Origin of the sequence: Elusimicrobium simillimum (assembly GCF_049639735.1) — a bacterium.
Taxonomy (GTDB): domain Bacteria; phylum Elusimicrobiota; class Elusimicrobia; order Elusimicrobiales; family Elusimicrobiaceae; genus Elusimicrobium; species Elusimicrobium simillimum.
In genome coordinates, this window is record NZ_JBEVVA010000003.1 from 820,504 (window position 1) to 847,350 (window position 26,847).

Here is a 26,847-nt window from a genome sequence, read left to right on the forward strand (position 1 = left end):
TTGGTATAATTTATTATATCTTTTTAGAGGAATTTTTTATGGCAAATATTGACCTACAAACCGCAAGACACTCACTCTCACATATTTTGGCTGCTGCCGTGCAAACGCTTTACCCCGGCACGCGCCTGGGGATAGGCCCCGCTATCGACAACGGGTTTTATTATGATTTTCAGTCCGAACATAAATTCGCGCCTGAAGATTTAAAAGCTATCAGCGATAAGATGAAAGAAATCATCAAATCCAAACAGCCTTTTGAGTGCAAAACTCTATCTAAAGAAGAAGCTAAAAAACTTTTTACTGAGCGCGGCGAACACTTTAAAATAGAACTTATAGACGCGCTTGAAGGCGATACTGTTTCTATTTATACTAACGGCGATTTTGTGGACCTTTGTAAAGGCCCGCACGTGGAGCACACCGGCCAAATAAATAATTTTAAACTAACGCATATCGCAGGCGCTTACTGGAAAGGCGATGAAACCCGCCCTATGCTGCAGCGCATATACGGCCTGGCGTTTGAAACTAAAGACGCCCTTAACGCATATATAAAACAGCAGGAAGAGGCCGCTAAGCGCGACCACCGTAAACTTGGTACGGAGCTTGACCTTTTTAGCATTAATGAAGACATCGGCCCGGGGCTTATTCTCATGCACCCCAAGGGCGGTATGCTGCGTAAGGTTGTGGAAGATTGGATAAAAGACGAAAATATTAAACATGGTTATGACATGGTTTACTCTCCGCATATTGCCCGCCTGCACTTGTGGGAAAAAAGCGGACATGCCAGTTTCTACGGCGAAAACATGTTTAAGCCGATAGAAGTGGACGAGCAGCAGTACCAGCTTAAACCCATGAATTGCCCTTTCCATATAGCTATTTATAACTCGCACCTCAGAAGCTACCGCGACCTGCCTGTAAGACTGGCCGAGCTTGGCACAGTTTACCGCTATGAACGCAGCGGAGTGGTGCACGGTTTGCTGCGTGTACGCGGCTTTACACAGGACGACGCGCACATTTTCTGCACTCCGGAGCAAATGAACGGCGAGATAGAAGACTGCTTTAACTTTGCCATGCTTGTAATGAAAACTTTTGGTTTTGAAAAGTTCTCGGTAGAGCTTTCCACCTGGGACGAAACCAAGCCTGAAAATTACACAGGCAAAGCCGAAGACTGGCACGCCGCACAGGGCGCGCTGGAGGCAGTGCTTAAAAAGAACAATGTCCCCTTTACCACGCACGCCGGCGAAGCGGCCTTCTACGGCCCTAAAATTGACATAAAAGTTATGGACGCTATCGGCCGCTTTTGGCAGCTTTCCACCATACAGTTTGACTTTAACCTGCCCGAGAAGTTTAACCTTGAGTACGTTTCTAACGACGGGCGCAAGCGCCCGCTGATGGTGCATAGGGCGCTGCTTGGGTCTATAGAAAGGTTTTTAGGCGTGCTTATTGAGCACTACGCCGGGCTGTTCCCGCTGTGGCTTTCCCCGGTGCAGGTTTGCGTGGCTACGTTGACCGACGACCAGTTGGATTATGCTAAAGAATTAACGGCAAAAATGAAGCTGGCCGGCTTACGTGTGCATTTAGACGCCAGACCTGAAAAGCTTGGCCTTAAAATACGCGAGGCTCACCTGCAAAAAACACCTTACACCGTAGTCATAGGCGCCAAAGAACAGGAAAACAATGTTCTTACCCTGCGTCTTAGAAGCGGCAAAAACGTGGAGGGTGTAACTCCTGAGGACTTTATCAATACTCTTAAAAAAGAGGTAGAAACAAAGTCACTTGAAAACTTATATAAATAGAGGAAATAATGAAAAAAGGGTTCACTTTAATAGAGTTGCTTGTTGTGGTGCTTATAATTGGTATTCTTGCCGCTATTGCGCTACCTAATTATCAGGCTGCCGTACGTAAATCAAGATTTGCCGGGGTTATCCTGGAGCTTGACGCTATTGAAAAAGCCCAACAAATATATTTTCTGGCTAACGGGGCATTTACAAATGACTTTTCAGAGCTTGATATAGATTTAAACTGCAAAACGGTAACTTTGGACTCTCCGTATGGTTACTGTAATAAATCTAATGGTGAGTTAGTGCAGATGGACCTTACCAGAGCGCAGGCGCCCTCTAGATATGAAGCTGCTTTAGACATTGTGTTTGTAGACGGAACAATGCACAAAAACGCAAAAGCGGGGGATATAGTTTGTTTGGACAGAGGGGACGCCGCTTGGACTAAAGTATGTAAGTCCTTAGGCGGAGCAGACCCTATAGCGGGTCATAGCGGCCAGGTTTGGCTTATACAAAGATAATTTTTTATATTAAAAAATCCCCTCACAATTTGTGAGGGGATTTTTATTGTACTCCCTCACCCTTTTAGGGGAGAGGGAAGCGAGTGTATGCGAGCAGGGTGAGGGTAATGTACACAAATATATGTTGTTATAAAATAAAGTGCTTTTTTATATAAACTACAGCAGTACCCTCACCTATTTTTTGCATGCCGCTGTGCGGCAGAAGACGCAAAAAACTTCCTCTACATACTTGATATATGCATGCTACGCTATCCCCTAAGAGGGAGAGGAATATTATATTTTTATATTTAAAATACCGTTAGGGCAAACGTAAAAATGCTACTACCTGGCCGGCTATTTCTATATCGGCTTTTTTTACTGTGGAATGTTTTTTGCCGTCTTTAAGGGTTACATTTTCTTTATCAAATACTATCTGTCTTATGCAGTACTTATCATTAAGTTTAACAAGAGCGGTTTTGTTGGTTGTTACTTTATCTGTCGGCCTTATAATAATGTATTCCCCCGGCTGGGCGCCGCTGTAAACGCTTGCCGTGCCTACCTTTACGGCAAAAGGGGCTATGTCCTCGTTAGTTTCTAAAAGCAGCGGCAGGTAACCCTCGTATGAATACATAGGTATCTCAAACATGTTTTCACTTACAGACTCTTTTATAGATATATGCCTGACAGTGCTGGTATATTGAGGGTATGGGCTGTTGTCTGACAAATAAGAGGCCGCGCTGTCGCGCACGCCCTCTGTCAACTTTAGATTTTTTACTTTGCTGTAAAGCTGGTTATGCTTTTGGTAAAGAAGTTCCGCGGCGGAAGGCTCGTCGCTTATAAGCTCTGTGGTAGGTACAGAAAATACGTCCGCCAGGCGGGCTATGTTTTCCACATTGGGGGGCCAGCGGTCTTTTACCCATTGCGAAATAGCGCTTGAGTTTTTAAGTCCTATTTTTTGTGCCAGCTTAACCTTGGTCAGGCCAAGTTTTTTACGGTGGAACTCTATTTTTTCTCCTAGTGTCATATCAGCCCCTTTAATAGAGAATTTTACGGCTTATTAATCAGATTGTATCAATATTTTATCATATTTTTACGTGGAAAACTTGACATTTTAAATCTTATCTGATACAATCTTATCAGATTTGATACGATTTTAGTTTAGATCGTATTAATTAAAAAACGGTACGGCTGCGGGCTATGCCCATATGAAAGGGTTTATATGGGCGAGACGGCTCTCCTAAACTCTGAGATTTCAGAGCGCTGCTAAAACGCGGCACCAACTCCCCCGCAGCAAGCCGTAAAAAGAGGGAAAAAATGGGGGGAAAAATTAAAAACACTAAGACGAAAGCAGGTAATGGGGCGGATTTATATTTTTTTATTCATGAGTTGTTAAAACGCAGGGAAGCTTTGCTGCCCAAGGTAAAAGAATTTCAGGATATAGACTCCGCTTTAAAAGAATACTTCACTGGCGTACCCAGTTTTGTTATAGGCAATTACAGCATAAAAGGAGGTTGGGCGGTAAAGACGGGAAAGGGTAAAGTTTGGAAAACAGACATAAAAAAAATCGACAACAAATAATGTGGAGGGTTTAAATGGATTATCTTACAGCCAGATGGTTTTTAGTCAAAAATATCAGCAGAGCTAAGCTAGAGTCTTTACATTCTATAGAAACGGCGTCTTATAAATATTCCCTAAAATGCGCGAAGCTATATAAGAAAGAAAAAATAGTGCCGCAGTTGTGGTGGCAAAGCGGAGTACGGCTTATAGGGAACGATTATGTTGACTTCTGGCGTCATTGTGAAGATAAAGACAATTTAACGCAGGTACATGATTTTGCCATGATAATAAGAAGTGTTTTAACATCACGCGGAGTTAACGTCGCCGACATTTTTAATGATATCAGCCTTATGCACGAGTGTGACTTACTTATCAGAACACTTCCTTTTACTTATCAGATTACTTCCTTACAGCCATATGTACCCTCCTCCAAAGTAGCACTAGCATAAGTGGTATGAATACCCCTGCGTATTATTACGCAGGGGATTTTTTGCGCTTCGCGTTCCGGCTATTTCGCTCTCTGTGTTCGCTTGAGTTTCATCAGCGGTCTAAATTTTCTTCGGATTTTGGCGGCTTTTGAACTTTTTTACTTGCAACACACCCACCGTGTTCCCGCACCAAGTGTGCTGCAAGTAAAAAAGTTCAAAAGCCGCTCAAACTCCTGTGAAAATTTTGTTCTACAACAGCACTTATTATTTTTTTCCTCTCCCTTTTAGGGGATAGCGTAGCATGCATATATCAAGTATGTAGAGGAAGTTTTGCCGCGTTGTTTTTTGCAAAGCAAAATGCGGCAAAGCAGGTGAGGGTGCTATTATAAGCTTTATAATGAGGAAAAAGCGTAAGATTTTTTATATAACTCCTCATGAAATTAAAAATAATATATAATTAGTCTATGGCTAAGAAACATCTTAAAAAAGAAACAGTAAATCATTTTGAACATGATTATATTACAGGGTTGTTGGTTAAACTCTACCGTGTATTTACCGCACATAAAAAAGTTATTTTAACTTGTGTGCTTGTTATAGCAATTGTGGGGGGCGGCTTTGGCATATGCACATGGCGCCACCACGTAAAACAGGAAAACTCCTGGAAAGAGCTTTACATGGCCGTTATGTTTGGCGATATAAACTCACTTGACCTTGTGTCAGAAAAATTTCCCAAATCAAGCGCCGCGCTTTACGCGCAGTATTACAAGGCGGACCGCTTGTTTAGCGAGGGCGACTACGCCGCCGCCGTGCCGCTTTTTACAGAGGTAGCCGCCTCTAAAAATATCGACATGGCCGCCGCCGCGCAGCTTTCTTTAGCCGTGTCTTACCAGGCTATGGAAAATTACGAGCAGTCTGTAAAAGCCGCTAACGAGTTTATAACAAAGTATCCCAACCACTTTGCCGTTGCCCAGGCGTATTTAACATTGGCGCTCAGCCAGGAACTTTCCGGCCTTAAGCAGCCCGCTATAGATAATTACAAAATACTTGAGGCAAGGTACTCCGGGACTTACTTTGGTACTTTTGCCGTTAACAAACTTAAAGAACTTGTAAAGTAAAATGTTTTTATAAATATCCCCCGGCGTTAAAGCCGGGGGATATTTTTTTGTTAATCAAAATTTATCTAACTAATCTTATAGAGGAAGCCCAAATAGCAAAAATAGTATAATTTAATAGTACGGTTAAGCATAACTGTATGATGTGTATCTTCGCTACAACAAAAAGGAGAAGTATGCGTATAAAAGATAATATGTCAAAGTTGTTCAAAGCAGTATTTGTTTTACTCCCGTTCCTTACGGCCAGCATGGCTCAGGGTGCGGGGTTTGCTCTTTATGAGTACAGTGCAAGAGGCAACGCCATGGGCGGCGCGGTTATGGCCAACAAGGCGGAACCCGCTTCCATCGCTTCCAACCCTGCCCTTATCACACAGCTTGAGGGCACACATATGCAGGCAGGTATTACGGCTGTAATTGTGGACGGTTCCACAACTATCGGCGGTCCTGCGGGCAACCAAAAGAGAGATTTAGAAACTGGCGCGTTTTATTTACCCACTTTTTATTTTACTCAACAGCTGAGAGACGACGTGTTTTTAGGCTTAGGCCTTTTCCCCAGGTACGGCTTGGGCGGCAAGTATAAAGACCATAAAACATGGACAAGCGCCATGTTACAGGGCGAAGCCTACACGGTTGACCTTGTTACCTATTCTTTTAACCCTAACATAGCGGTTAAGGTAACGGACGACTTGTCTTTTGCCATGGGTCTTGATATTATGATGTTAAAGTTCGAAGAAGAAAAATACTTCGGCGGGCCCGCTATGAAAATTAAAGGTGACTCCATAACATGGGGCGGTAACTTTGGCTTGCATTACGCACCCTCATGGGCGGAACAATGGGCCGCCGCTTTAACTTATAGAACCAAAACAAGACACGTTGCCACAGGCGACGTAACCAGTTCTTACGGTCCTGTCCCCACAGGCGGCGCTCAGGCTGCTTTAACATTGCCTGACCAGCTTGCCTTCGGCCTTGCTTTTAAACCTAATGATAAGATGGTAATAGAAGCTGATATTATGGGCATTTTCTGGAGTTCTTACAGCCAGTTAAAAATTGACTATGACAATCTCTCACAAGGCTACTTAAATGAATATAAAAACTATAAAGATGTTTTCCGCTTCAGCTTAGGCGCGGAATATTCACTTAATAAAAATTGGGATTTAAGAGCAGGTTATGTATATGACCAGTCTCCCATTAACCCTGACTTTATGGACACCTTAGTCCCCGCGGACGACAGAAACATTTTCAGCGTCGGCGTAGGCTACAACCATGACAGCGGTATGGGCATAGACGTTTCCTATTCTTACCTTTTAATAAGCGATCTTACCGGTAAAAACAAAAACGGCGCTTATATGAAGTATGAAGGCGCGTCCAGCCATATGATAGGCCTCTCAGTTAAATACGCTTTAGGTTCCAAACCTTTAAAGAAATAATGTTTTAACTAAAAAGCCCCGCCAAAACGGCGGGGCTTTTTAATCCCCAAATATTTGGCACATTTTGGCTTTTTCTTGCTTTCAACATACCCCGTCCGCCCCTTGGGCTCCTCGCGCAAGTGTGCTGAAAGCAAGAAAAAACCAAACTGCACTCAAATCTTCGGGGCCCCGGAACAGCCCATTATATAACAGCACTTATAACGGCACAGAGGAATACGGCTCCACGGCATTTATGGTTTCCTCCCCCTTTTAGGGGGGAGGAAGTTTTGCCGCGTTGTTTTTTTTTGCGAAGCAAAATGCGGCAAAGCAGGCGGGGGTGCTATTAGAAACTTTAACAAACGGAAATAGTATTTTCACAACACTTATAAAAACCGCCTTTGATTTTCATCAAAGGCGGTTTAAATTTGTTTTTGGTCTACGTATCTCTACGACCAGTTTTTAGATAATGTTTTAAGTTCTTTTTTTAAAGCGGGTTTTATGGCAGGGTCGGCGTGGTCTATAAATACTTTGCCGTCTAAATGGTCTATTTCATGTTGGAATGCTTTGGCTAAAAAACCGCCCACTCTGGCTTCCATAGGCAGGCCCTTTTCGTTGGTAAACCTTACAGTAATTTCTCTGGCGCGCGGCACTTCCACATATAACCCGGGGAAAGAGAGACAGCCTTCTTCCTCTATAATCTCACCTGCTTTAGAAATTATTTTTGGGTTAATAAGCACAAAACGCTTATATGTTTGCATTTCGCCTTTTTTAAGTTTGTCTTTCTCTGGTACCAATATAATTGCTATGCGGTGCCTAAGGCCAATTTGATTGGCGGCCAGGCCCGCGCCGGCGGCGGCAATGCAGGTATCCTCCATATCCTTTAAAAGTTCCGGGAGAATTGGTTCCAGTTCTTTAAAGTCAACGGGTTTAAGTTTTTCTTTTAAAATGTCATCGCCGTATTTAACAATTTTTCTTATAGCCATATATACATTCTATCAAATAAAAACAACCCCGGCTTAAGCCGGGGTTGTTTAGAGGTGGACTGCAATCGCAGCTAAAAATATTTTTTTATATTTTTTTTGGTTTTTTCAAGGTGGTTTTGTTGCGCATTCTCTTCAACCAGCATTGTTATAATTTCAGCCTTAGCTTCGGGCGAGTCTGTGTACAGAGTACCTGTCAAGGCTTGCAGTGTAAGCATGTCTTTAAGGTGATATTTGAGTATATGCTGCGGTGTCATTTGGTCTATTATATAGTATTCGTCCTTTTCTATCTCAGCGCGTAAATTTGCGGGCATATTTTTGGTAACGCCGCTTGTAATAGCGTCGTAAAGCATTATGCCCACTACTGGTACCACTATTATGTATGGGTGGCCGCGCGTAAGTGATTTTAAATGCCCAAGTCTGCTATAACGAAAAGACTTAAGCTCATGCATGGTGCCCTGTAGTTTAAATAATTGACTGTACTGCGGCGTGCCGTCTATCGCGCGCATGGCGTAAAGCATATTTTCAGAAGCCGCGCCCACACGCTGGTTAACAACCGCCGGCAGTGTTGTGCCGTTTGGTAAACCGCGCGCTATAGCGTTAAGCTTTTGCGCCGTGTTTACTTCTGTTAAAATGGCGTCGGCCTTGTTTATATTTATAAAATATTTTACGTCGTTAGCTATTTGAATTTCTGTCTTGGCGGGGTAGAGTTTTTTAAGTTTAGCTATATTTTCTTGTGTAAGTGTGGGGTAGTCCGCGTGTGCGTTAAGGTATGCCTGCGCGTCAGGCATAAGTTTAAGCGCTTCTTTAAAGTTTTTGGCGGCGGCGGTTTGACCGTCGCGTACAAATATTTTAAATACATCGTCATAATACACTTTGTCGGCCGCAAGAGATTTGTTAATAAAGGAGCTTAAAGGTTTGCGGGTTTTGCTAAGCTCGGCCAAAAAATTTCTTTTATAATATTTATCGGCCAGCTGTAAAACTTTTGCCTGTAACTCGCCCATGAGCGCGGCGTCAACTGCTGTTATCGCGCCTGTGGCAAGGGCTATTTTGCCGCTTTTTGAAAGTTGCTTTAAATCCTCTTTCATAAACTTCCAATTTTTGGCGTCTTTTTTTAACTGTACTACTTCATCTATTTGTGCTTGTGTATAGTTTTGCGCTGCGGCGGGTACCGTGGCGTGAATAAGAAAAAGTGATAATACTGCAGTACATAATTTTTTTAACATAACCGCCTCCGCAAGTTCTATTAATATTTTACGCGCGGTGGCGGTGCTTTACTAGGGCCAAAAGGCCCAGCGGAGGATAGGTCTTTTGGGGTAATTAGTTGAGGTTAAAAAATTTAGATTTACGAGGGGAATAAAAAACCCCGCGTTTTGCGCGGGGTTCAATTTTATTTTTTATGTTTATATTTTTTTGCTGCCGCTATAAATTCTTTAAACAGCGGGTGCGGCTTCATGGGGCGTGAACCAAACTCCGGGTGGTACTGCACGCCTATAAAGAACGGGTGGCTTTTAATCTCCACAATTTCCGCCACGTCGCCTTTGCTCCAGCCGCTTATGCTAAGGTCTTCACCCTCCAAAATATCTTTGTATTTTGTGTTGAATGTGTAGCGGTGGCGGTGGCGTTCGTCAATATCCGTGCCGCCGTAGACCTGATGGGCTTTGCTGCCCTCTGTTACTTTAATAGGGTGGCTGCCTATGCGGGGCCTGTCTTCTTTATATTCTTCCATAAGCCTTATTATCGGGTGCGGTGTTTTGGGGTTGAACTCCACGCTGTCAGCACCTTTAAGGCCCGCTCTTCTGGCGCCCTCAAGCAAAATGCACTGCATGCCAACGCACAGGCCAAGTAAAGGCTTTCTGGAGTGTCTGGCGTATTCAACCGCTTTTATTTTGCCCTCCATACCACGCTGGCCAAAACCGCCCGGTATTAAAATGCCTTGCACGTTTTTGAGAGATTCTTCAATATTATCTTTCTCGGCGTTTACGTAGATAAGATTAACGTTAACCTTGTTGCTCATGCCGGAAAGGAAAATAGATTCATTAACTGATTTGTAAGCGTCTTTAAGGTCAGAATATTTGCCTACCAACGCTATATCAACTGTTTCTTTATGTTCCAGGTTTTCATTGATAAATTTGAACCATGTGGTGTCAAATTTCTGTTTGGGCTTAAGGCCAAGCATTTTCATAATCTGTTTATCTGCGCCTTGCCTGTAAAAGTTTTCGGGCACCAGGTAAATGGAGGATTTATTGCCCGCTTCTATAACAGCGTCTTTGGGGACAGAGCAGAAAAGCGATATTTTGCCTTTAATATCGTCTGACAGCGGTCTGTCGGCGCGGCAGAACAGTATGTCTGGCGTAATACCAAACTCACGCAGTTTAATGACAGAATGCTGTGTGGGTTTTGTTTTAAGTTCGTCTGAAGAAGAAATGTAGGGCACCAGCGTTAAATGCGCGCTTAACACTTTGCCGGGGCGTTCAAGTTTAAGCTGGCGGGCCGCTTCAATAAAAGGCAAGCTTTCAATATCGCCAACCGTGCCGCCTATTTCTATTATGGTTATGTCGTAGTCTTTTTCAAAAGCGGTAAAACGTTTTTTAATTTCGTCTGTAATATGCGGGATAACCTGTACCGTGGCGCCGTTGTACTGGCCTTTTCTCTCACGGTCAAGCACGGTTAAATAAATATTGCCGGCTGTGTTAGTGTTGGCGCGGGTGGTGTGCACATCTAAAAATCTTTCATAATAACCAAGGTCAAGGTCAGTCTCCACGCCGTCTGATGTTACAAATACCTCGCCGTGCTGGAACGGGCTCATATTACCCGGGTCAACGTTAAGGTACGGGTCGCACTTAATCATGTTAACCTTAAAACCGTTTAATTGCAGTAATTTACCTATACTGGCCCCGGCTATACCTTTACCGAGGGAACTTACAACGCCGCCTGTTACAAAAATAAACTTTGACATACATTCTCCTTTTTAAAATAAATAAAATCTGCCGCCGCACATCTGTGCGCGGTGTTTGGTGTTATGACGTTTACTTTTTAGAATACTTTCTTGCCGCTTCCAGGTCCGCCGCGGTGTCTATAGCCGGGCCGGCCTCTTTTATTATGATAGATTTGATAATCATGCCGTCTTCAAGCGCTCTTAACTGTTCCAGGCGTTCCAGCGTTTCTAAATTGCTGGGGGGAAGACTGACAAAACGGTCCAACGCGGACCTTTTGTACCCGTAAATACCGCAGTGTATATAGTACGGCACCTTTTTGCTTTCTGCCGTTAATTCTCTTTTGTAAGGCACGGCGGAGCGGGAAAAATACAACGCTCTGTTATTTTTAGCCAGTACAGCTTTAACGGCGTTTGGGTTGTTTATTTTTTCTTCGTCAAAAGTTGGGTAGCAGGCGGTGGAAATGTCGACAATCTCATTGCCTTTGAGAGCCTGGGCTACATTTTTAATAGTCATGGGGTCTACAAAAGGCTCGTCACCCTGCACGTTAATAATAAAAGCTTCTGTACGGTTTTTTATTGCTTCATAAATACGGTCTGTGCCGCTCTGGTGTTCAGCGCTGGTAAGCACGGCTTTGGCGCCGAATTTGGCGCACAGGTCTACTATAACCTGTGATTCCGTTGCAATCAGCACTTCGCCCGCTTGCGAGGCCACTGCCGCGCGCCACACATGTTCTATAATGGTTTTACCGTCTATTTCCTCAAGCAGTTTACCCTTTAAACGGGTGGACCCATAACGGGCCGGTATTACTATTAAAGTGTCTTTCATATCTTTTGCCTTTTTTTATTTCCTCGCCCTTTTAGGGGAGAGGAAGTGAGCAAAGCGAGCAGGTGAGGGTGCTTATGTTTTTATAAAATTAGATATTTTACCTAGGTTATACGGCAAAATATTTGTGTAAATCACCCTCACCCTACCCTCTCCCCTAAGAGGGAGAGGAGAACTACAACTTACTTACAGGCTTTGCCTGCTAAAACTTGTTTAATTTCTTCAGGTGTCGCCGTTGCCGTGCCTACTTTGCCCACCACTATGCCTGCGGCGTAGTTGGCCAGTACGGCGGCTTCTTTAAATGTGGCTTTGACAGCCAGTGCCAGCGTAAATACAGAGATAACGGTATCGCCCGCGCCGGTAACGTCAAACACTTCCTGCGCCGTGGCGCGTACTGTGGAAATTTTGGTTTTGCCTTTTTCTTTTTCAAATAAACTCATGCCTTCGGCGCCTCTGGTTATGAGGATGGAGGCGGCGTCTAATTTTTTAAGTATCTTTTCGCCAAGGTTTAATATCACTTCTTCGTCCGATACCTGCGGCACGCCCATGCCCTCAAAGGCTTCTTTGGTGTTTGGCGTCATGCAGGTAATATTTTTGTATTTTAAAAAGTTTTCTATTTTAGGGTCCACGCATACAGGTATGTTGTGTTCGTTACAAATATCAATAATTGTTTTAATGTTAGAGTCTGAGAGCATGCCTTTGCCGTAGTCTGACAGTACAACGCCCTTGGCTGTTTTTGCTAAAAACCTAAAGTTCTCAATACAGCTTTTGCCGATGGCGGCCGGGATGGAGTTTTTACTTTCGCGGTCAAAGCGCACTATCTGCTGGTTCTCCGCTAACACTCTTATTTTTTGTGTTGTGGGGCGGGAAGTGTCTGACTCCATAAAGCTGGTATCCACGCCTTTGGAAAATAAAAAGTTGATAAGGTCCTCTCCGCTTCTGTCCTGGCCCACTACGGAAAGCAGCACAGGTTTAGCACCCAGCGCCGCCAGGTTAACGGCCACGTTGCCCGCGCCGCCGGCCACGTAATATTCTTTGTTTACGTTTACAACAGGCACCGGGGCCTCGGGGGAAATGCGTGTGACGGAACCTCTTATAAAGTGGTCTAGCATAACGTCGCCCACCACCACTACGGGCTGGTCTTTGAAATCGTTTAATATTTCTTCAAGTCTTTGTGTTTTTATGTTTTCCATAACATTGTCCTATTTTCTTAGTGAATATTTTTCAAGCGACGCGCTGACGTGGCCTATAAAAACTTCTGTCTCCATCTTAACGGGTATTTTGCGCTCGTCATCTGTCAGCCATACTTTAAGGCTTTTGCCTTTTTGCGTAAAAATGCCCTCGCCCCTAAACTGCGGCTCTACCACCACGCAGTCAAACGTGCCCGCAGGCACTTTAACGCGTTCTTTTTTTACAAATTTTACTATTAGGGGGTAAGTTTTTTCCCTATTAGCTACGTCAAATATAAAATCTTTGCCTTGGCTTAAATCCTGCGTGCGCACGTAAAAAAGCGATGTTAACATGTCCTGCACCGCGCCCGGCAGTTCGCCTGATAACGCCTCGGGGTCGCCTTTCTTTTTTAGAAAACCGGTGTATGTTTTGCCGGCGGTGTCAAAGGTTATCCACTCGTCACGCACGTAGCGGCCCTCGCGTATGCTTTGGGAGTAGCCGTAAGAATTGTAGTCTTTAACGCCTATCCAGGAATAGTTAATGTCGCGCACCTTAAAAACGCTGTCTATAACTTTGGCTGAGTTTGCCGTTGTTTTTATGCGGTACGCCGGGCCGTAGGAGGTTTGTGTAATGCCCTCCGCCTGTATATAGGCTGTGCCCGCGCGGATAAAAGTGTAGTGTATGCCAAACTGCATGTCTTCATAAGCCCAGGGGGCGGGGTAAGCTGCCTCGCCGTCTTTTATTATGGGGTTTTGCGCCCAAGGGTGCATGTAACGGCCGTCGGTAATGTGGGACTCTGAGATAGCGGGTTTTTGGGCTGTGGGCGGGGGTGTTTGCTCGGCCGCAGGCGCGGCAACGGGCACGGGTAACGGGGAAGAGGTCATAACCTCGGCCTCATTAACATAAACCTCATCAGCTTCTTCTAAAATTACACTGCCGTCGGAAAGTTCTGTAATTACAGCTGACTCTATTAATATTTGGGTTTCTATTTTAGGTTCTGTTTGCGCTGATACTTCTGTTTTTTGGGGGAGAGGGGTGATGTCCTGCTGTTTACAGTTGTTACAACAGCAGCCGTTTACTATTAATATAGCTGGCAATAAAATTGCCATGGACATTTGTTTCATGAGACGCTCTTTATATATTTGGCGGCGCCAAGTAAGTTATTAGCTATTTTAGCAGATTTAAGCTCTTTTGCGTACTTTTTAATTTGCTTGGTGCCGTTTGCCGTCCTGACAAGCACGCTCTGCATACCCAGGTTAATACCAAAGTCAACATCAGACTTTTTGTCGCCTATCATAAAAGATTCGGCTGGGTTAATGTTGTATTTTTTAATAAGCTGTTGGCCTAATTTGGGGTTAGGCTTGCGGCAGTTACACGGGGCAGAGGGGGCGTGCGGGCAAAAAACTATTTCTTCAAATTTATATGGCTTAATTAATTTTGCCATGCGCTCATGCACTTTATGCACTTTGTCTTCGGTAAAATAACCGCGGCCTATGCCGGACTGGTTGGATACTATAAAAAGTTTGTAGCCGAGTTCTGTGAGCATTTTAAGCGCGGGCAAAGTGCTTTTATAAAGTTTAACATCGGCCGGGTCATGCAGGTAGTGCCCGGGGCGTTCCTGGATAACCGTGCCGTCACGGTCTAAAAAGACTGCTTTAACCATGTTTAGCCTCCTGCTCCGCCTTATACTCTGGGGCGTCATGCTCGCGTTTCCAGCGGTTGTGTGCCCACAGCCAGTCAGAGGGGTCTTCTTTTATCCAGTCTTCATAATATTTATTAAGCACGTCTATAAAATTTTCCACTTCCTGCTGTGAATATGTGGGCGCGGGGACGATAGGTTCTAAAAACTCAATTACAAATTTGCCGTCTTCTCTATAAAGTTTGGTTGGTATTACCACAATTTGCAGTTTTAGTGAGAGCAGCGGCGTAAGGGGGGAACAGGCGCAGTAGCGGCCAAAAAATTTGCGGAACACCGCGCTTTTATAAGAGCTTTGGTCAGACAAAATGCCAAGGTGTATGCCCTTTTTAAGGGTTTTTACCGCTTTAAAAAACGGGTCGTCTGAGTTAATTACCTGGCCGTCGTACATACAGCGCATGCGTTCAATTTCTTTGTCTATATAAGGGTTTTTAACGCCGGCGGCTATGACGGACTTTTTAACGCCCAAAGCGCTTACGCCGATGCCAAAAATTTCCCAGTTGCTAAAGTGGCCTGTGTGTATAATGGCGGCTTTGCCTTTAGCTTCTTGCTCTTTTAAATAATGAATGTTTTTAAATACTACTTTTTTAAGTAAATTTTCTTTTCTCATGGCGGCGCATTTTACAAACTCTGCGGCCAGGCGGCCCATGTTTTGCCATGAGGCGTAGCAAATGTCATATACTTCCTGTTCAGACTTCTCGGGAAAAGCTAGAGCGATGCTTTGCATATTTTTTCTAAAGCGTTTATCCATGACTTTGGCGGCTATAGCGCAGCCAAACATGCCAAGTTTAATAGCGGCGTTCCAGGGGAGGATGATGAAAAGAGCTTTTAACGTCTTAAGCCCTAGGTAGGATGATAAAAAAGATATGCGTTTACCAAGTTTCATATAAATATTATACAAAATACGCCGCCGCTCTTGCGTCGCCAAATCTTTGGGGCCTCTCGAAAGTGGGAGGGGGATAAAGCTGATGTATTTAGTAAAATATCTAGGTTGCTTAATATTAAGGAGATCTACATGAAAAAGACAATACTTGCCGCCATGCTTACGTTAACTGCAGTTACGTTAAGCGCGGCGGAAATGACCGGGTTTTGGCAGACTATAGACGATAAAACAAAACTGCCTAAATCTGTAGTAGCCGTATATGAAAACGACGGCAAATTATATGGCCGCATTATTATGACCTACCGGGAAGACGGTAAAACAATAAAAGAAACCGTTGCCGCGCCCCAAACCAAGGCCGATAAAGTAAAAGGCGACCCGTACTTTTGCGGGCTGGACATGATATGGAACATGACCATAGACAAAAACGGCAAAGCCAAAGGCGGCAAAATATTAAACCCGCCCGAAGGTAAAATTTACAGTTCCGAAATGTGGCTGGATAACGGGGAACTTATAGTAAGAGGTAAAATAGGACCCTTTGGCAGAAACCAAACCTGGAAACGCTTTGACAGTGCCGGTTTTCCGGCCGGGTTTAGCGTGCCTGACATAACTAAATTTACCCCGGTAATACCTGAAGTTAAATAAAAAATCTTGTTGCAAATAAAAACACCCCGCCAGAATAAGCGGGGTGTTTTTGTTAAATTTACTTTTCAACCGTTATCACAAAGTTGTCTGAGTGCGCGGCAAACTCCGGCGCCATCATGCTTTGTATTTGTGCCGCGCCTACCTTATAGGTGCCGGGCAGCGTGGGGCGCAGTTTGTACTTAAGCACGTAAGTGCCGTGCGGCAGCCAATTGACAAAGAAGTTTGTCATAGAGTCTCTGGGTTCTTCGTACCTGGTAAGGTCGGTACCCCATTTCCAGCCGCTGGTAAGCGTCTCGGCCTCAAAGCCCGCCGGGCGCGCGTCTTTAATTAAAACGTACTCAAACTGTGAGCTTGTTTTAACCGTGAGGTGCACCTCTATCTCATCGCCCACGTTTATTTTGTGGCCGTTGGCGACGTCAAAAAGTTTGTACACGTCACCCTCTTTTTTGCGTATGAAATATTTTCTGCTTACGTTAAGCAGGCCTGCCTCGGACTCTTCCACTTTGCCGTCTGTGGAGTATACCGCCGTAAGCGAGGCAAAGTCTACCGACGGGCCTGTTTTGTTAACATGCGCCGTGAGGTAGGTGTCGTTAGCTTCCAGGCCGGTTTTTACATACCTTAAAGGTTTTTCCACAAAGTCAAAGGGCTTAAATGTCTGCTTGTCAGAGACGGCGCTCCAGGTGACTTGGTAGGTGGCGTCCTCTTTAAACGCGCCGCGTTTTTGCATAACGTCAAGCAGTGTGTATACGGCGCTTGCCGTCGCTTTGGTGGACCTCCAGGACGTGCCTTTGCGGTTAAACATCATCCATTTAACCATGTCGTCAATGCGTTTATCTTCCGGCCTTAACTTAAGCAGCGTCTGCAGTGTGATAGCGTGCTTTTCAAGTGTGTCGCTGTACCATAACCAAGACCTTTCTTCAGGCGTAAAATACGCGCCTGTGGTTTCGTCTATAGTCATGATATCAAGCACGGCGTCAAGGTACTGGTCAGACTTTTCTTTGTCGCCAAGCCTGTGGTAAATATTGGCGGCGTATATTTTGCCAAGCGGCGTCATAAACTGCCTGTACTGCGCGGCGTAGTCTACCCAGGTTTTGACATCTTTAAGTATTTGCTGCGTTTCTTTCCATTCTGACGGGAAAGAGGTAAGCACGTAAGCCGCGTACAAGCTGAGTACAACCTGATGCGTGCCGACGTTGTCTGTATCTTTTATGACGTTTTGTATATCGTTATATACATAGGTCATTGCGCGCTTGGTCATTTTTTCAGGTATGGCTACGTCAAAGTTAGCCGCGTGTGAGAGTGAGTCTAACACGTAAAGTGTAATATAGGTGCTGCTTTTGCCGCCGTTAAACCACGGGAAACCGCCGTCTGAATTTTGGTAAGTTTCTATACGCTTAACGGTTTTCTTTTCCATAGAGTTTACAAGCTTAGGTTCAAAAAGGTCAATAATATTGCCGTACTCAACCTTTCTGCCCTCGGCCTCGTATAACCACGGTGTTTCGGACAACATCATAAGGCGGCTTGGGTTATCATTATCCCACGGGGGGGTAATGGTGTCACGCTTAGGTATTTTGGCTACAGCTTTTTTAAGTTCCGGGTAGTTGTTATAGAACTTATTAATAATAGCCAGCGGCACGTATTTGGTGATTAAAGAATCCAGGTTCTCATACGGGTACTGCACCAGCATGGGCATGGAATTAAGCACCGGCAGTATAAGGTTAGGGTCAACCTGCAGGGCTATAGAGTCATAGCTTCTGGTTGGGTCAGGGTGTTTAAGCATGGCCAGTTCAAGCGTGTTGTCGCCCTGTTTAAGCGCGGTTACACGGGTGTCTGCCAGACGTTCGCGGCTGGGCAGTATGGGCAGCTCTTTATATTCGCCGTCTTTAAGACTGCCTGATGTTGCCGTAGCGGTAATGCCAAGCGTTGTGGGCTGGGCTTTTATTTCCGTTTCCCAAATAGCAGTGGCTTGCGCGTTTGCCCTTACAAGCACCGTCTTTTTTGCCTCGGTCAAACCAAGTTTATGTATGGCGGTGTCGCCGCCGTCTTTTACTATAAGCAGTACATCCACATTCTTATCCTGGTTTGTTTCATTGCTTAAAATAGCCCTTATCTGCCCTTTGTCGCCCTCTCTAAAGAAGCGGGGCATTTCCAGGCGGACCATAAGGTCTTTTTTAGTTACCGTCTGCGCTTTGGCCGTGCCAAGTAAAGCGTTTTGCGTAAGCACAACGGCTGACATTTGCCATGAGGTAAGACGCTCAGGCATTTTAAATGTAATGTCCGCTTTGCCATTGGTAACCGCTGTCTGCGGGCCAAAGTAGGCTGTTTCAGACATGTCCGTTCTTACGGCACTGGCTTCGCCGCCTCTTTCTGCCGCTCCGGCAGCTGCGGTTGCAACCGCGCCGCCAAACGCCATTTCAGGTTCAGCAAGGTAAGCGTCATCATTTGCCGCTGATTCCTGTTTCATCATTCTGGCGGAGCTTTTTACTGAGGCTGTATTGCGTGCCATCATAGGCGCGGCCATATCCATAGAGGCAGTTTCCATTACCGCGCCGTACATTGGGTAAATATGGCGGTAGCCGTATTCCATTACAAACACAGGCAGCGGTTTGGGCGATACGTATGGCGTGTGCGGCGTCTTTTTATTTGTAAAGTTAGCGTAGTATGTATTAAAGAACGATGACGCCGGGTTATTGTAATTTGACATTTTTGGGTATAACGACTGCGTAGACAAGCCAGATGAATTGGTGGCGTAATAGTCTAAAGAGCGGTCATAAACTTTTACAAGGGCTTCGGCGTTAACCGCTTTGCCCTGATAGTCTTTGGCGCTAAGCGTAAGCTTAATGTTTTTACCCGGTTCAATGGATTCGGGCGCGGTTAACTTAACGTCAAGTTCTTTATCATTATGCGGTACATTAAGGTCCACCTTACCTGTATATGTTTTGTAATCGCTTACGCCAAACCATTGCAGTGTAAGGCCGTCTCTGTGCTGCGTGGTAACGGGTATTTGGTAAATAGCGGTACCCGCGCCAAGCGCAGTAGCCGTTAGCATAAAGTTGCCCTGCATTACATGGGCGTGTTTAGCCACTTTTATAGCGTCTGTACCTATAAGCACCTTGGCTGTTTCGCCGGGGTAATAGGTGCTGCGCTCCGCTATGGTTACGGCGGGCAGTTGCAGCTGCGGGTTGGCGGACGCTACAACAAGCAGTACCGTTTGCTCGGCAGGTGTTTTGCTGTCTTTTATTTTTATGCGGTACACGCCTTCTTTCATACCGGGCAATGTAACCTGCGTGGGTTTTGTTTTATTAAAAGCAACCGTAGCGTTGTGTACTTTTGCGGCGTCTTTTGTGTCCGCGAAAGCTTCTTCTAAAGATGACTTGGTTTTGTCGTACTCTTTGTTTAAAGAGTAGACTTCAACCGTGCCTGTGCCTTCGTAAACGCCCTCGTTAATGTCAACAAGGCTGAGGTCAAATTTATACTCCTGGTTTTCTGTGGCGAAGCCTGTGGGCATGTCTACCTTAAACATGTGTGAGTCTTTGGACGCAAGGTAGTTTTTGCTTGAGGTTATTGTGCGGCCGCCGTCGTCAAATACGTTTACCGTTACAATATAGCGTGAGGGTAAAGCGCGGACGGAGGGGTATTTGGACTGCTTTTCCACAGGTGTAAATGTGAACGAGAAGTTGCCGCTTGCGTCGCCGTTTGTTTTGCCTTGCAGCACTTCTTCCGTGCCTGAGTTCGGGTTCATCCAGCGGTACCACCACCAGAAGTAGGGTATATAATCCTGCCTTTGAACTTTGTACTCAACTCTGGCGTTTTGTACGCCCGTGCCAAAATAATATTTTGCCTGGCCCTCCACTTTTACCGTACTGTTGTACTGCCAGGGAGCCTCGGCGTTTTTAAGCGATACTTCAAACTCCGGGCGTTTATATTCTTCTACCGAGAAGTTGATGTAACCGCTAGCTTCCCAGGCTTTGTCGTCAATAATAGCGTTAATGCCGTAGTTGCCAAGCAGGCCTGTTTCCGGCGTTTTATATGTATAAACCGCGGAGCCGAAGTTGTTTAACTTAACCGTATGAGTGGCGACTGTTTTATAGTTAGCGTCGCGCACTTCTATTTTTACGGGGTAGGGGCGGGAGTATGTTCTCACGCCTCTTGGGGTGCGCTCTAAAGCGATAACTTTTATTTTAACTTCTTGCCCCGGGCGGTAAATAGCGCGGTCAGTTTCTATATAAATATTTATGGGGGACTGCTGGTAATGGCTAAAGTAATCTGAGTAATTTAACAGCGCGTAAGCGTCATTATATTTTACCAGCGGGCTTAAGTTGGCGTAAAGGTCATTATGTCTGCCAAGCTTAAAGGTTGAGCCTATGTTAGCAACACCGTCAGCGTCCGTACGTTTGGAAGAGGATGTTGTTGTACTATTTGTTCTCAGGTAATAATTTACATCGGCGCCTTTTACAGGTTCGCCCGTAACGGGGTTTAAGGTGTAGAGTTTAAAGTAGTCCGCCTTATATGTTTGCGATGGTTTTTCAAAGTCAAAAATATATTTTTGCGGGTTATCCTGTATACCTTTTACAGATACCAGCATTACGTTTGTAATATTAACCACGCCCAACTTGATAGTGGAATTGGCAGGGTCAAAGGCGTTGTCTGTGGATACCGCCACAATATAAAACCCACGGTCACTAAGCTGCGGTACTTTAAGTTTAGCTTCTTTTAAAAAGCCGTACTTTTTGTCATACACAAAATCCTGCTCAAAAGAGAGGTAGGGCTGCTTGGCTAAAATAGCCGCCAGCTCGGCGTCTTTTTGGTATGTGTCTATGCCGGTGAGGTAGCCGTAGTTTTTGTCGCTTCTGTAGTTGGGGTTAAGTTTTTTAAGTTCGGCCTCGGTCGTTTTATATACACGGCCGTATACTGTGGGCACATTGCGCAGCGTAAGCGGCAGGTTGATGTCCTCAGGGTTGGGGGCGGCTTCTGTGCTGCCTATGTTAAGCACTTCGGCCGCTATGTTTTGCGCGGCTTGCGCGCAAAGCGAGCTGTAAGACTGTTTGTCTAATGTTGAACAATATGAGTAAACATCAAATGCCTGTTCGTATTCTTCAATACCGTTATAAATATTACCAGCGTTATGCGCTGCATAAGACTTGGCGTATGGCGTAAAATGTGACGTGCGCGAGAATGTGGCCGCTATACGGGCAAAGAAAGAGGGCTTTTCTATAGTTTTAGCGTATTCCGCCCAAGAGGCTAATAAACCGGCGGCTTCTTTTTTTGCGGCGGCTTCGTCAGAGAAAGTAAAATAGCGGGGGTACTTTATGGGCAGCATTACCCTGTCCACACGCCAAAACTCTCTGGCGGATTCACGCAGGCTGTTGTTTCTAAATTGGTAAGATTCCTCATAAATATTGGCAAGGCGCACAATGTTCCAGTCTGTGGAGGCGGCCTGCTTATATTTATCGCCCATAATAGTTTCGGCCTTGAGGGGGACTATGTCTGACTGGTTTACTTTGTCTAATATGTAAGATTCCAGGCGGGTAACCAGAAAGTCGTAGAGGGTGGGTATTCTTTCTGAGTCAATATCTTTTGTGTTTAAAATTAAGCTTTCTTCTAAAATGTCGGCGTTGATAAGCTGGCTGCGGAGTGCCCAAAGGGCGTTATAGTCCTGCTCTATTTTCTCTTCCCACTGGGCTTTGGTAAGCTGGGTGCCGTCGGCATTTTCTTGCTCGTCCGTGCTCATGTAACGGCCGTAGGTTTTGGTAACTTCTGACGCTACGAAAGAGCGGTAGAGTAAAAATCTGGCTTTCCATATATTGTCTTCAGGCAGCGGGTAGGAATAAATTTTTTGTGCCGCGGTATCATATTTGGCAAGGGCTAAAAGCGTTTGCGCTTCTTTTATACGGGCGGCGAAAGCGGTTTCTTGGTCGGCCGCGTTAACCAGCGCTTCATACTTGGTTAAGGCTGTAGTGTAAAGGCCTTTGTCAAAATCACTATTGGCGCTTTGCAGGTCTTGCCCCTGCGCTGATGTTAAAGCAAAAAATGCTGCTGCTAGTACGGAAAGTATCTTTTTCATATTCCCTCTTTATGATAATTATTGCATTGGCGTTGTAACGTCAAAACGCCATACCATAAGCATAATAAATTTTAATCACTTTGTGGGGGTATATGAAAAGGTTTTTACGACTAATAAAAAACGCCCTTTCCTTGGATAATGCTGGAAAGGGCGTTTTGGGTACATTTAAAAAGCTTTTTACATTTCTTCCGGGGCCGATACTCCTATAAGCTCTAGCCCTTTGTTAATGCGTTCTCTTACTCTTTCACATATAAGCAAGCGGTAAGCGGTTGTTTCCGGGTTCGCCTCGTCCACAACTCTGCAGGCGTCGTAGAAAGAGTGGAACAAACTGGCCAGCTCTATTAAATACGTGGTAACGTGGTGGGGGGATAAATCCCTAATACACGCTTTTAAAGACGGTTTTAACCAAAGCAGTTTGCTAAGCAGCGCGCGCTCTTGCGGCGCCATCTCATAATCAAGCATGCTTTCGGCCGTTTTTAGGCCCTTTTCTTTAGCCATTCTGGCTATGGATGAGGCGCGGGCGTGTACGTACTGTACGTAAAAAACCGGGTTTTCATTGGTTTTCTTTTTGGCCAGATCGATATCAAAGGTCATGTGAACGTCAGGCGTTCTGCCCGCGAAGAAAAAGCGGCATACGTCCGTACCTACTTCATCAATAAGCTCGCGCAGCGTGATAAAGCGGCCGGAGCGTTTAGACATTTTAACCTTTTCGCCGTTTTCAACCAAATGTACAAGCTGGTGTATAACGGGCACAAAAGAATCTTCTTCACGCCCTATTGCTTTGATAGCGGCTTTCATGCGGGGCACGTAGCCGTGGTGGTCTGCGCCTAAAATATCAATAAGTTTGGTGTAGCCCCTGTCATATTTGCTTTTGTGGTAAGAAATATCGGCCAAAAAGTATGTCGGGCGGCCGTCTTTACGCACCAGCACTCTGTCTTTATCATCTTCGTCTTGTGACGAGCCAAACCATACCGCGCCGTCGTTATCATAGGCAAGGCCTTTGTCTTTTAAATACTGCAAAGCTTTGTTAGGCAGGTCTTCTTTATAAAGTTCGGACTCTCTAAACCAGCGGGTAAAATTGACGTTAAACGCTTCCATATCCGCCTTATGCGTTTTGATAAGGTGTTCAATGGCGTAGTTAGAGTACTGTTCTACCGTCCAGTCTTTACTGTCTTTAAGTTCCGCCGCCATGTCTATAAGGTAAGAGCCGTGGTAGCCGTTTTCGGGCGGTTCTTTGCCTTCAACACGGGCTTTAAGTGACTCGCCCAACATTAATGCCTGGTTGCCAGAGTCATTTACATAATATTCGCTGTCGCAGTTAATGCCGACGGCGTTAAAAATACGCACCATGCTGTCGCCCAGGCTGGCGCCGCGCCCGCTGGCCACGTGTAACGGGCCTGTTGGATTGGCTGAAACAAATTCTATTAAAACACGTTCTTTATTTTCACCCGCGCTGCGGTCTTTTAGGCGGCGGTCTGTGGCGGCGCCTAAAATAAACGCGTTGTCTAAAGTAATATTTATAAAACCGGGCGCTACGTAAGTTGCCGCGTTTACGCCTGTAACCTCGCTAACTATTTTAGCGGTGGCTTTGGCAATTTCAAGCGGGTTCTTCTTCATTATTTTAGCTGCTGCCATGGCCCAGTTTAAAGATAAGTCCGCGCCTGTGTGCGCGGGGGCCGGGGTAACCTCGATAGGGGGCAAAGTATAGCCCTCAAAGTAGGTGCTGCCTTGTATTTTTCTTTCTATTTCTGCTTTTAGTTTATATAACATATATTTGTAAATGTTTATGGCGCGCTACTGCGCGCCATAAATTAATTAAATTATTCCCTTATTTCTTTTTTGCTTTAGCCGCAGGTTTTTTAGTTGTTTTGGCGGCGGGCTTTTTAGCAACAGTCTTTTTAGCGGGAGCCTTTTTTACCGCTGTTTTTTTAACGGCAGTCTTTTTTGCTACAACTTTTTTTGTGATAGTCTTTTTAACTGCGGGCTTTTTGGCGGCAACCTTTTTTACTGCTGCTTTTTTAGCAACTTTTTTAACGGCAGTCTTTTTGGCCGCAGTTTTTTTGGTTGTTTTAACTGCCGCTTTTTTGGCGGGAACTTTTTTGGCAGCAGCTTTTTTGACAGGAGCTTTTTTAGCCGCAGGTTTTTTGGCAGAGGATTTCTTAGCGGCAGGCGCTTTAGGTTCCGGTGTTTTTTGCCATCTTACATGGTCGCCAAAGCTGAATACTTTGTCTAAGGCGTAAAATTCTCTTGCGTCTTTAGTCATAAGGTGCAGCATAAAATTGCCGTAGTCTGATACTCTCCAGGAGTTGGAGTCAGACCCGTCGCGGTTGCTTTTGTATACGCCAAGCTGTTTAAGCTGTTTGGTTACTTCTTCTTCCACCGCTTCTAAATGGGGGCGTGATGTTACCGTGGCTATAATAACATAGTCACATAATGAAGAAAGGCCTTTTAAATCTATTACGTCTATATTTTCCGCCTTCTTATCGTCGGCGTAGTTAGCGGCTAAAAGCACTAATTCTTTTGTATTCATACTGTCCCCTTTAAACTTATATATACAATTATATAATTTTTAAAGGTAAAAACCAGGTGATTTTGCCGCGGTGAAGAATTGCTGGCAGCGTGAGAGGCTGTTTTCTCCCTTTTGTAAAGGGAGTACCCGCAAAGCGGGGGAGGGATTTAATATTGAAATGAGTGTAAAGTAAAATACTTTTATTTTATGACAACATTTATCAATGGCGCCCGTCTTCGCTTTGCTACGACGCGGCAAAGCTCGTACCTCGCTTTATTAAATCCCTCCCGGCGTTGCCGTACTCCCTTTACAAAAGGGAGAAATATAAGGATTTTATTTTGGCATTTTGAAATTAGTGCCTATTATTATTTTAGCGTCGCAGAACGCCGCGGGGTTATGGTCCGTATAAAAAGCGGTGTCTCTCAGGCCAAGCGCCAGGCTTAGCTGTTTAAGCTCTTTTACTCTGCCGCTGTGGTCCACTATTTGGGTGGCTTCCTGCGTGCTTGAGTGGTTGTCGTACTGAAGTACGTCTATTTTTATAAAACCTTTCTCATTAAGCCCGCGCAGATATTGGGTAAGCTCAAGCGCGGCGCCCTTTTTGCCTGAAGCATTGTAAATTTCCACAATAAGCGGCCTGTCTTCAGCCGTTAAGGGTGAGTTGCCGCCAGCGGGCTCGGCCGTTTTGGCTTTGGCCGGGGTACGGCCTTTTTGCTGCGCTTCTATAAATACGGTAAAATCCGTGCTGTCCATGTTTATGGCACCTAGTGATAAGAGTATAAACTCATGCGGCATAATATTTGTTCTTTTTTGCGCCAAGGCTTTTGTGTATGAGTAAATGTATTTTACGCAAAGTACAGGAATAAAACGCCATGAATTAAGCGTATTTTTAAAATCATCCCACATAACATTGCTGTCGGCGTTTTGTGGCACATAAAACCTGACGTGTTTGGAATTTATTTTTTTTGTTTCAAGCAATTTGTCGGTTTTCTCTTTATAAGAAAGCTCCGGCGGCGGGGTTTTGCTTTTTTTTGGTTTTGGTAAAGTGGCGTTGACTACGTTAGTTGCTTTATCAGCTGGGTTGTGGGTTATTAGAACCGCAGGCTCCGTAAGTATGGCAAGGGTAAAACTGTCCTGCGCTTTGCCCGTGTAAAGTTTAGCCACAAAGCTGCGCTCCTGCAAAGCGTAACTGCCCAGCATTATAAGTAAAAATAGGAATATAATTAAATAATTAATTATTTTGCGGCCAGTTGGTTCCATACAGAAATTCCTTGCGGGCACAGCCATTTGCCGCCCTCTATAGTAAAAATAAGTTTCATACGCGTGGCGGCCACATGGGCGTGGTCAATGTCTTTAAGCGCCAGGTCGCGTATGGTAAACGCGCCTTTGTATTTGCGGTCTTTAGAGGCTATGTCTGCCACATATAAGATTTTGGAGTTCATGCTCATGTCCACCGCGCCCAGCGTGTGGTCTTCCACCGCTTTTAAAATTTCGGCGTCTGTTATTTTAAAAAGTTTTTTGGCTATATGCGCCGACACAAAAGAGTGCAAAAGCTCAGGCGAGTGTTGGCATATTTCTTTATAATAAGGCGGCCTTATTTTATATTTTTTGCTGTATTCTATAAGCTGCTTGCCGTTCATGCTTTTGCCCGCGTCGTGCAGCAGGGCGGACAGCGCGGCCCTCTCGGGGTAAACCTCGTTAGTAAGCGCCAAGTGCGCGGCAAGTGACGCCACAGCGCGTGTATGCAGGTAGCGGTTTTCTTTAAGATTCTTTTTCAGCCAGTCATGTAGGTTTAAAAAGTAAAGCCTGTTTTTTGTAATAATATCCTGTATCTCGGTCAAGTTAGCGTAAGCGTTGCCGGCTATCATCATTTCCAGGCGCAGCTGTGAAGATGACATTTTAGGCAGTCTAGCCTTAAGAGTGTGGTACTTAAACGGCAGCTTTTCTTTAGCCGCCAGCCCCACGCGTTTGCCGGCCACAATAGTGGTGTTTTTAAATAAAAACTGCGGGTTGGCCCATTGGGCTATTTCATTTAAAGCGTCTGTACCCACAAGCATAAAAATTTGCGCTTTGGCGTAGGCTGCCATAAGGTGCGACACTACTTCCCAGGCGTAGGTTTTCTTTTTTCTGCGGTCTTCAAAATCGTCGTAAATAATGTTGGCGTTGATGTCGGCAAAAGCGCGGCGGGCCATTTCCATACGCAGTTTAAAGGGCGTGTTTGAACGCTCTTTAAAGGGGGAATGGTACGCGGGTACTATGTGCACAGCGTCGGGCTTAATTTCACGCACGGCGCTGGCCAGCAATGCTTTGTGGCCTTTGTGTACAGGGTCAAAACTTCCGCCAAATAACAGAACTTTCATCTACTTCTCC

General features: G+C 45.0%; 21 protein-coding genes. 7 read left to right on the top strand and 14 right to left on the bottom strand.

The window, feature by feature from the left end; genetic code table 11:
- The first annotated feature begins 38 nt into the window (after positions 1-38).
- Positions 39-1,790: a threonine--tRNA ligase gene (gene thrS, locus AAIR98_RS04760; protein WP_423971057.1), complete on the top strand. Its 1,752-nt coding sequence runs from the start codon at positions 39-41 to the stop codon at positions 1,788-1,790.
- An 8-nt stretch (positions 1,791-1,798) separates the two neighbouring features.
- Positions 1,799-2,293, top strand: a complete 495-nt coding sequence (locus tag AAIR98_RS04765; RefSeq protein ID WP_423971058.1) for a type IV pilin protein — start codon at positions 1,799-1,801, stop codon at positions 2,291-2,293.
- A 298-nt stretch (positions 2,294-2,591) separates the two neighbouring features.
- Here the strand turns inward: AAIR98_RS04765 and AAIR98_RS04770 are convergent, their stop codons facing one another.
- Complete coding sequence (locus tag AAIR98_RS04770) at positions 2,592-3,296, bottom strand: helix-turn-helix domain-containing protein (protein WP_423971059.1); 705 nt, start codon at positions 3,294-3,296, stop codon at positions 2,592-2,594.
- 290 nt (positions 3,297-3,586) lie between these two features.
- Between AAIR98_RS04770 and AAIR98_RS04775 the strand changes: the two genes are divergently transcribed.
- From AAIR98_RS04775 to AAIR98_RS04790, 4 genes are all read left to right on the top strand, one after another.
- A complete protein-coding gene (locus AAIR98_RS04775; protein WP_423971060.1) occupies positions 3,587-3,850 on the top strand; it encodes a hypothetical protein in 264 nt (87 codons plus the stop codon).
- Between the two features lie 14 nt (positions 3,851-3,864).
- Complete coding sequence (locus tag AAIR98_RS04780; RefSeq protein WP_423971061.1) at positions 3,865-4,278, top strand: hypothetical protein; 414 nt, start codon at positions 3,865-3,867, stop codon at positions 4,276-4,278.
- Positions 4,279-4,721: 443 nt separating this feature from the next.
- Complete coding sequence (locus tag AAIR98_RS04785; protein WP_423971062.1) at positions 4,722-5,372, top strand: tetratricopeptide repeat protein; 651 nt, start codon at positions 4,722-4,724, stop codon at positions 5,370-5,372.
- Between the two features lie 173 nt (positions 5,373-5,545).
- Positions 5,546-6,796 carry an OmpP1/FadL family transporter gene (locus AAIR98_RS04790; protein ID WP_423971063.1) on the top strand — a complete coding sequence of 417 codons (1,251 nt, stop codon included), beginning with the start codon at positions 5,546-5,548 and terminating at the stop codon, positions 6,794-6,796.
- A 425-nt stretch (positions 6,797-7,221) separates the two neighbouring features.
- Here AAIR98_RS04790 and def read toward each other — a convergent pair whose 3' ends face one another.
- The 8 genes from def to AAIR98_RS04830 all read right to left on the bottom strand — a co-directional run bounded on the left by def (position 7,222) and on the right by AAIR98_RS04830 (position 15,268).
- Positions 7,222-7,758, bottom strand: coding sequence for a peptide deformylase (gene def / locus AAIR98_RS04795; RefSeq protein ID WP_423971064.1), 537 nt, complete (start codon positions 7,756-7,758; stop codon positions 7,222-7,224).
- A gap of 71 nt (positions 7,759-7,829) precedes the next feature.
- Entirely contained in the window at positions 7,830-8,981 is a 1,152-nt protein-coding gene (locus AAIR98_RS04800) for a hypothetical protein (protein ID WP_423971065.1), read from the bottom strand.
- A 164-nt stretch (positions 8,982-9,145) separates the two neighbouring features.
- Positions 9,146-10,714 carry a CTP synthase gene (locus AAIR98_RS04805; protein ID WP_423971066.1) on the bottom strand — a complete coding sequence of 523 codons (1,569 nt, stop codon included), beginning with the start codon at positions 10,712-10,714 and terminating at the stop codon, positions 9,146-9,148.
- A gap of 70 nt (positions 10,715-10,784) precedes the next feature.
- Positions 10,785-11,519, bottom strand: a complete 735-nt coding sequence (gene kdsB / locus AAIR98_RS04810) for a 3-deoxy-manno-octulosonate cytidylyltransferase (RefSeq protein ID WP_423971067.1) — start codon at positions 11,517-11,519, stop codon at positions 10,785-10,787.
- Between the two features lie 179 nt (positions 11,520-11,698).
- Positions 11,699-12,709 (bottom strand): D-glycero-beta-D-manno-heptose-7-phosphate kinase, encoded by a 1,011-nt coding sequence (gene rfaE1, locus AAIR98_RS04815; protein WP_423971068.1) that lies wholly within the window; start codon positions 12,707-12,709, stop codon positions 11,699-11,701.
- A gap of 9 nt (positions 12,710-12,718) precedes the next feature.
- Complete coding sequence (locus AAIR98_RS04820) at positions 12,719-13,810, bottom strand: DUF3108 domain-containing protein (RefSeq protein WP_423971069.1); 1,092 nt, start codon at positions 13,808-13,810, stop codon at positions 12,719-12,721.
- A complete protein-coding gene (locus tag AAIR98_RS04825; protein WP_423971070.1) occupies positions 13,807-14,349 on the bottom strand; it encodes a D-glycero-alpha-D-manno-heptose-1,7-bisphosphate 7-phosphatase in 543 nt (180 codons plus the stop codon). The genes AAIR98_RS04820 and AAIR98_RS04825 overlap by 4 nt, the downstream gene beginning before the upstream one ends.
- Complete coding sequence (locus AAIR98_RS04830; protein WP_423971071.1) at positions 14,342-15,268, bottom strand: lysophospholipid acyltransferase family protein; 927 nt, start codon at positions 15,266-15,268, stop codon at positions 14,342-14,344. The genes AAIR98_RS04825 and AAIR98_RS04830 overlap by 8 nt, the downstream gene beginning before the upstream one ends.
- A 129-nt stretch (positions 15,269-15,397) precedes the next feature.
- Here AAIR98_RS04830 and AAIR98_RS04835 point away from each other — a divergent pair, with 129 nt between their 5' ends.
- Positions 15,398-15,907, top strand: a complete 510-nt coding sequence (locus tag AAIR98_RS04835; RefSeq protein ID WP_423971072.1) for a DUF2147 domain-containing protein — start codon at positions 15,398-15,400, stop codon at positions 15,905-15,907.
- Between the two features lie 58 nt (positions 15,908-15,965).
- On the opposite strand, the gene AAIR98_RS04840 is transcribed toward AAIR98_RS04835, so the two are convergent.
- The 5 genes from AAIR98_RS04840 to AAIR98_RS04860 form a co-directional block, all read right to left on the bottom strand.
- Positions 15,966-21,971 carry an alpha-2-macroglobulin family protein gene (locus AAIR98_RS04840; protein WP_423971073.1) on the bottom strand — a complete coding sequence of 2,002 codons (6,006 nt, stop codon included), beginning with the start codon at positions 21,969-21,971 and terminating at the stop codon, positions 15,966-15,968.
- A gap of 177 nt (positions 21,972-22,148) precedes the next feature.
- Entirely contained in the window at positions 22,149-23,741 is a 1,593-nt protein-coding gene (gene argS, locus AAIR98_RS04845) for an arginine--tRNA ligase (RefSeq protein WP_423971074.1), read from the bottom strand.
- 58 nt (positions 23,742-23,799) lie between these two features.
- Entirely contained in the window at positions 23,800-24,501 is a 702-nt protein-coding gene (gene rsfS / locus AAIR98_RS04850) for a ribosome silencing factor (RefSeq protein ID WP_423971075.1), read from the bottom strand.
- A gap of 312 nt (positions 24,502-24,813) precedes the next feature.
- The gene (locus tag AAIR98_RS04855; RefSeq protein WP_423971076.1) at positions 24,814-25,737 is read right to left on the bottom strand and encodes a LytR C-terminal domain-containing protein; all 924 of its coding nucleotides are present in this window, start codon (positions 25,735-25,737) and stop codon (positions 24,814-24,816) included.
- The gene (locus AAIR98_RS04860) at positions 25,713-26,837 is read right to left on the bottom strand and encodes a nicotinate-nucleotide adenylyltransferase (protein WP_423971077.1); all 1,125 of its coding nucleotides are present in this window, start codon (positions 26,835-26,837) and stop codon (positions 25,713-25,715) included. Before AAIR98_RS04860 ends, AAIR98_RS04855 begins: the two co-directional genes overlap by 25 nt.
- Between the last annotated feature and the right edge of the window lie 10 nt (positions 26,838-26,847).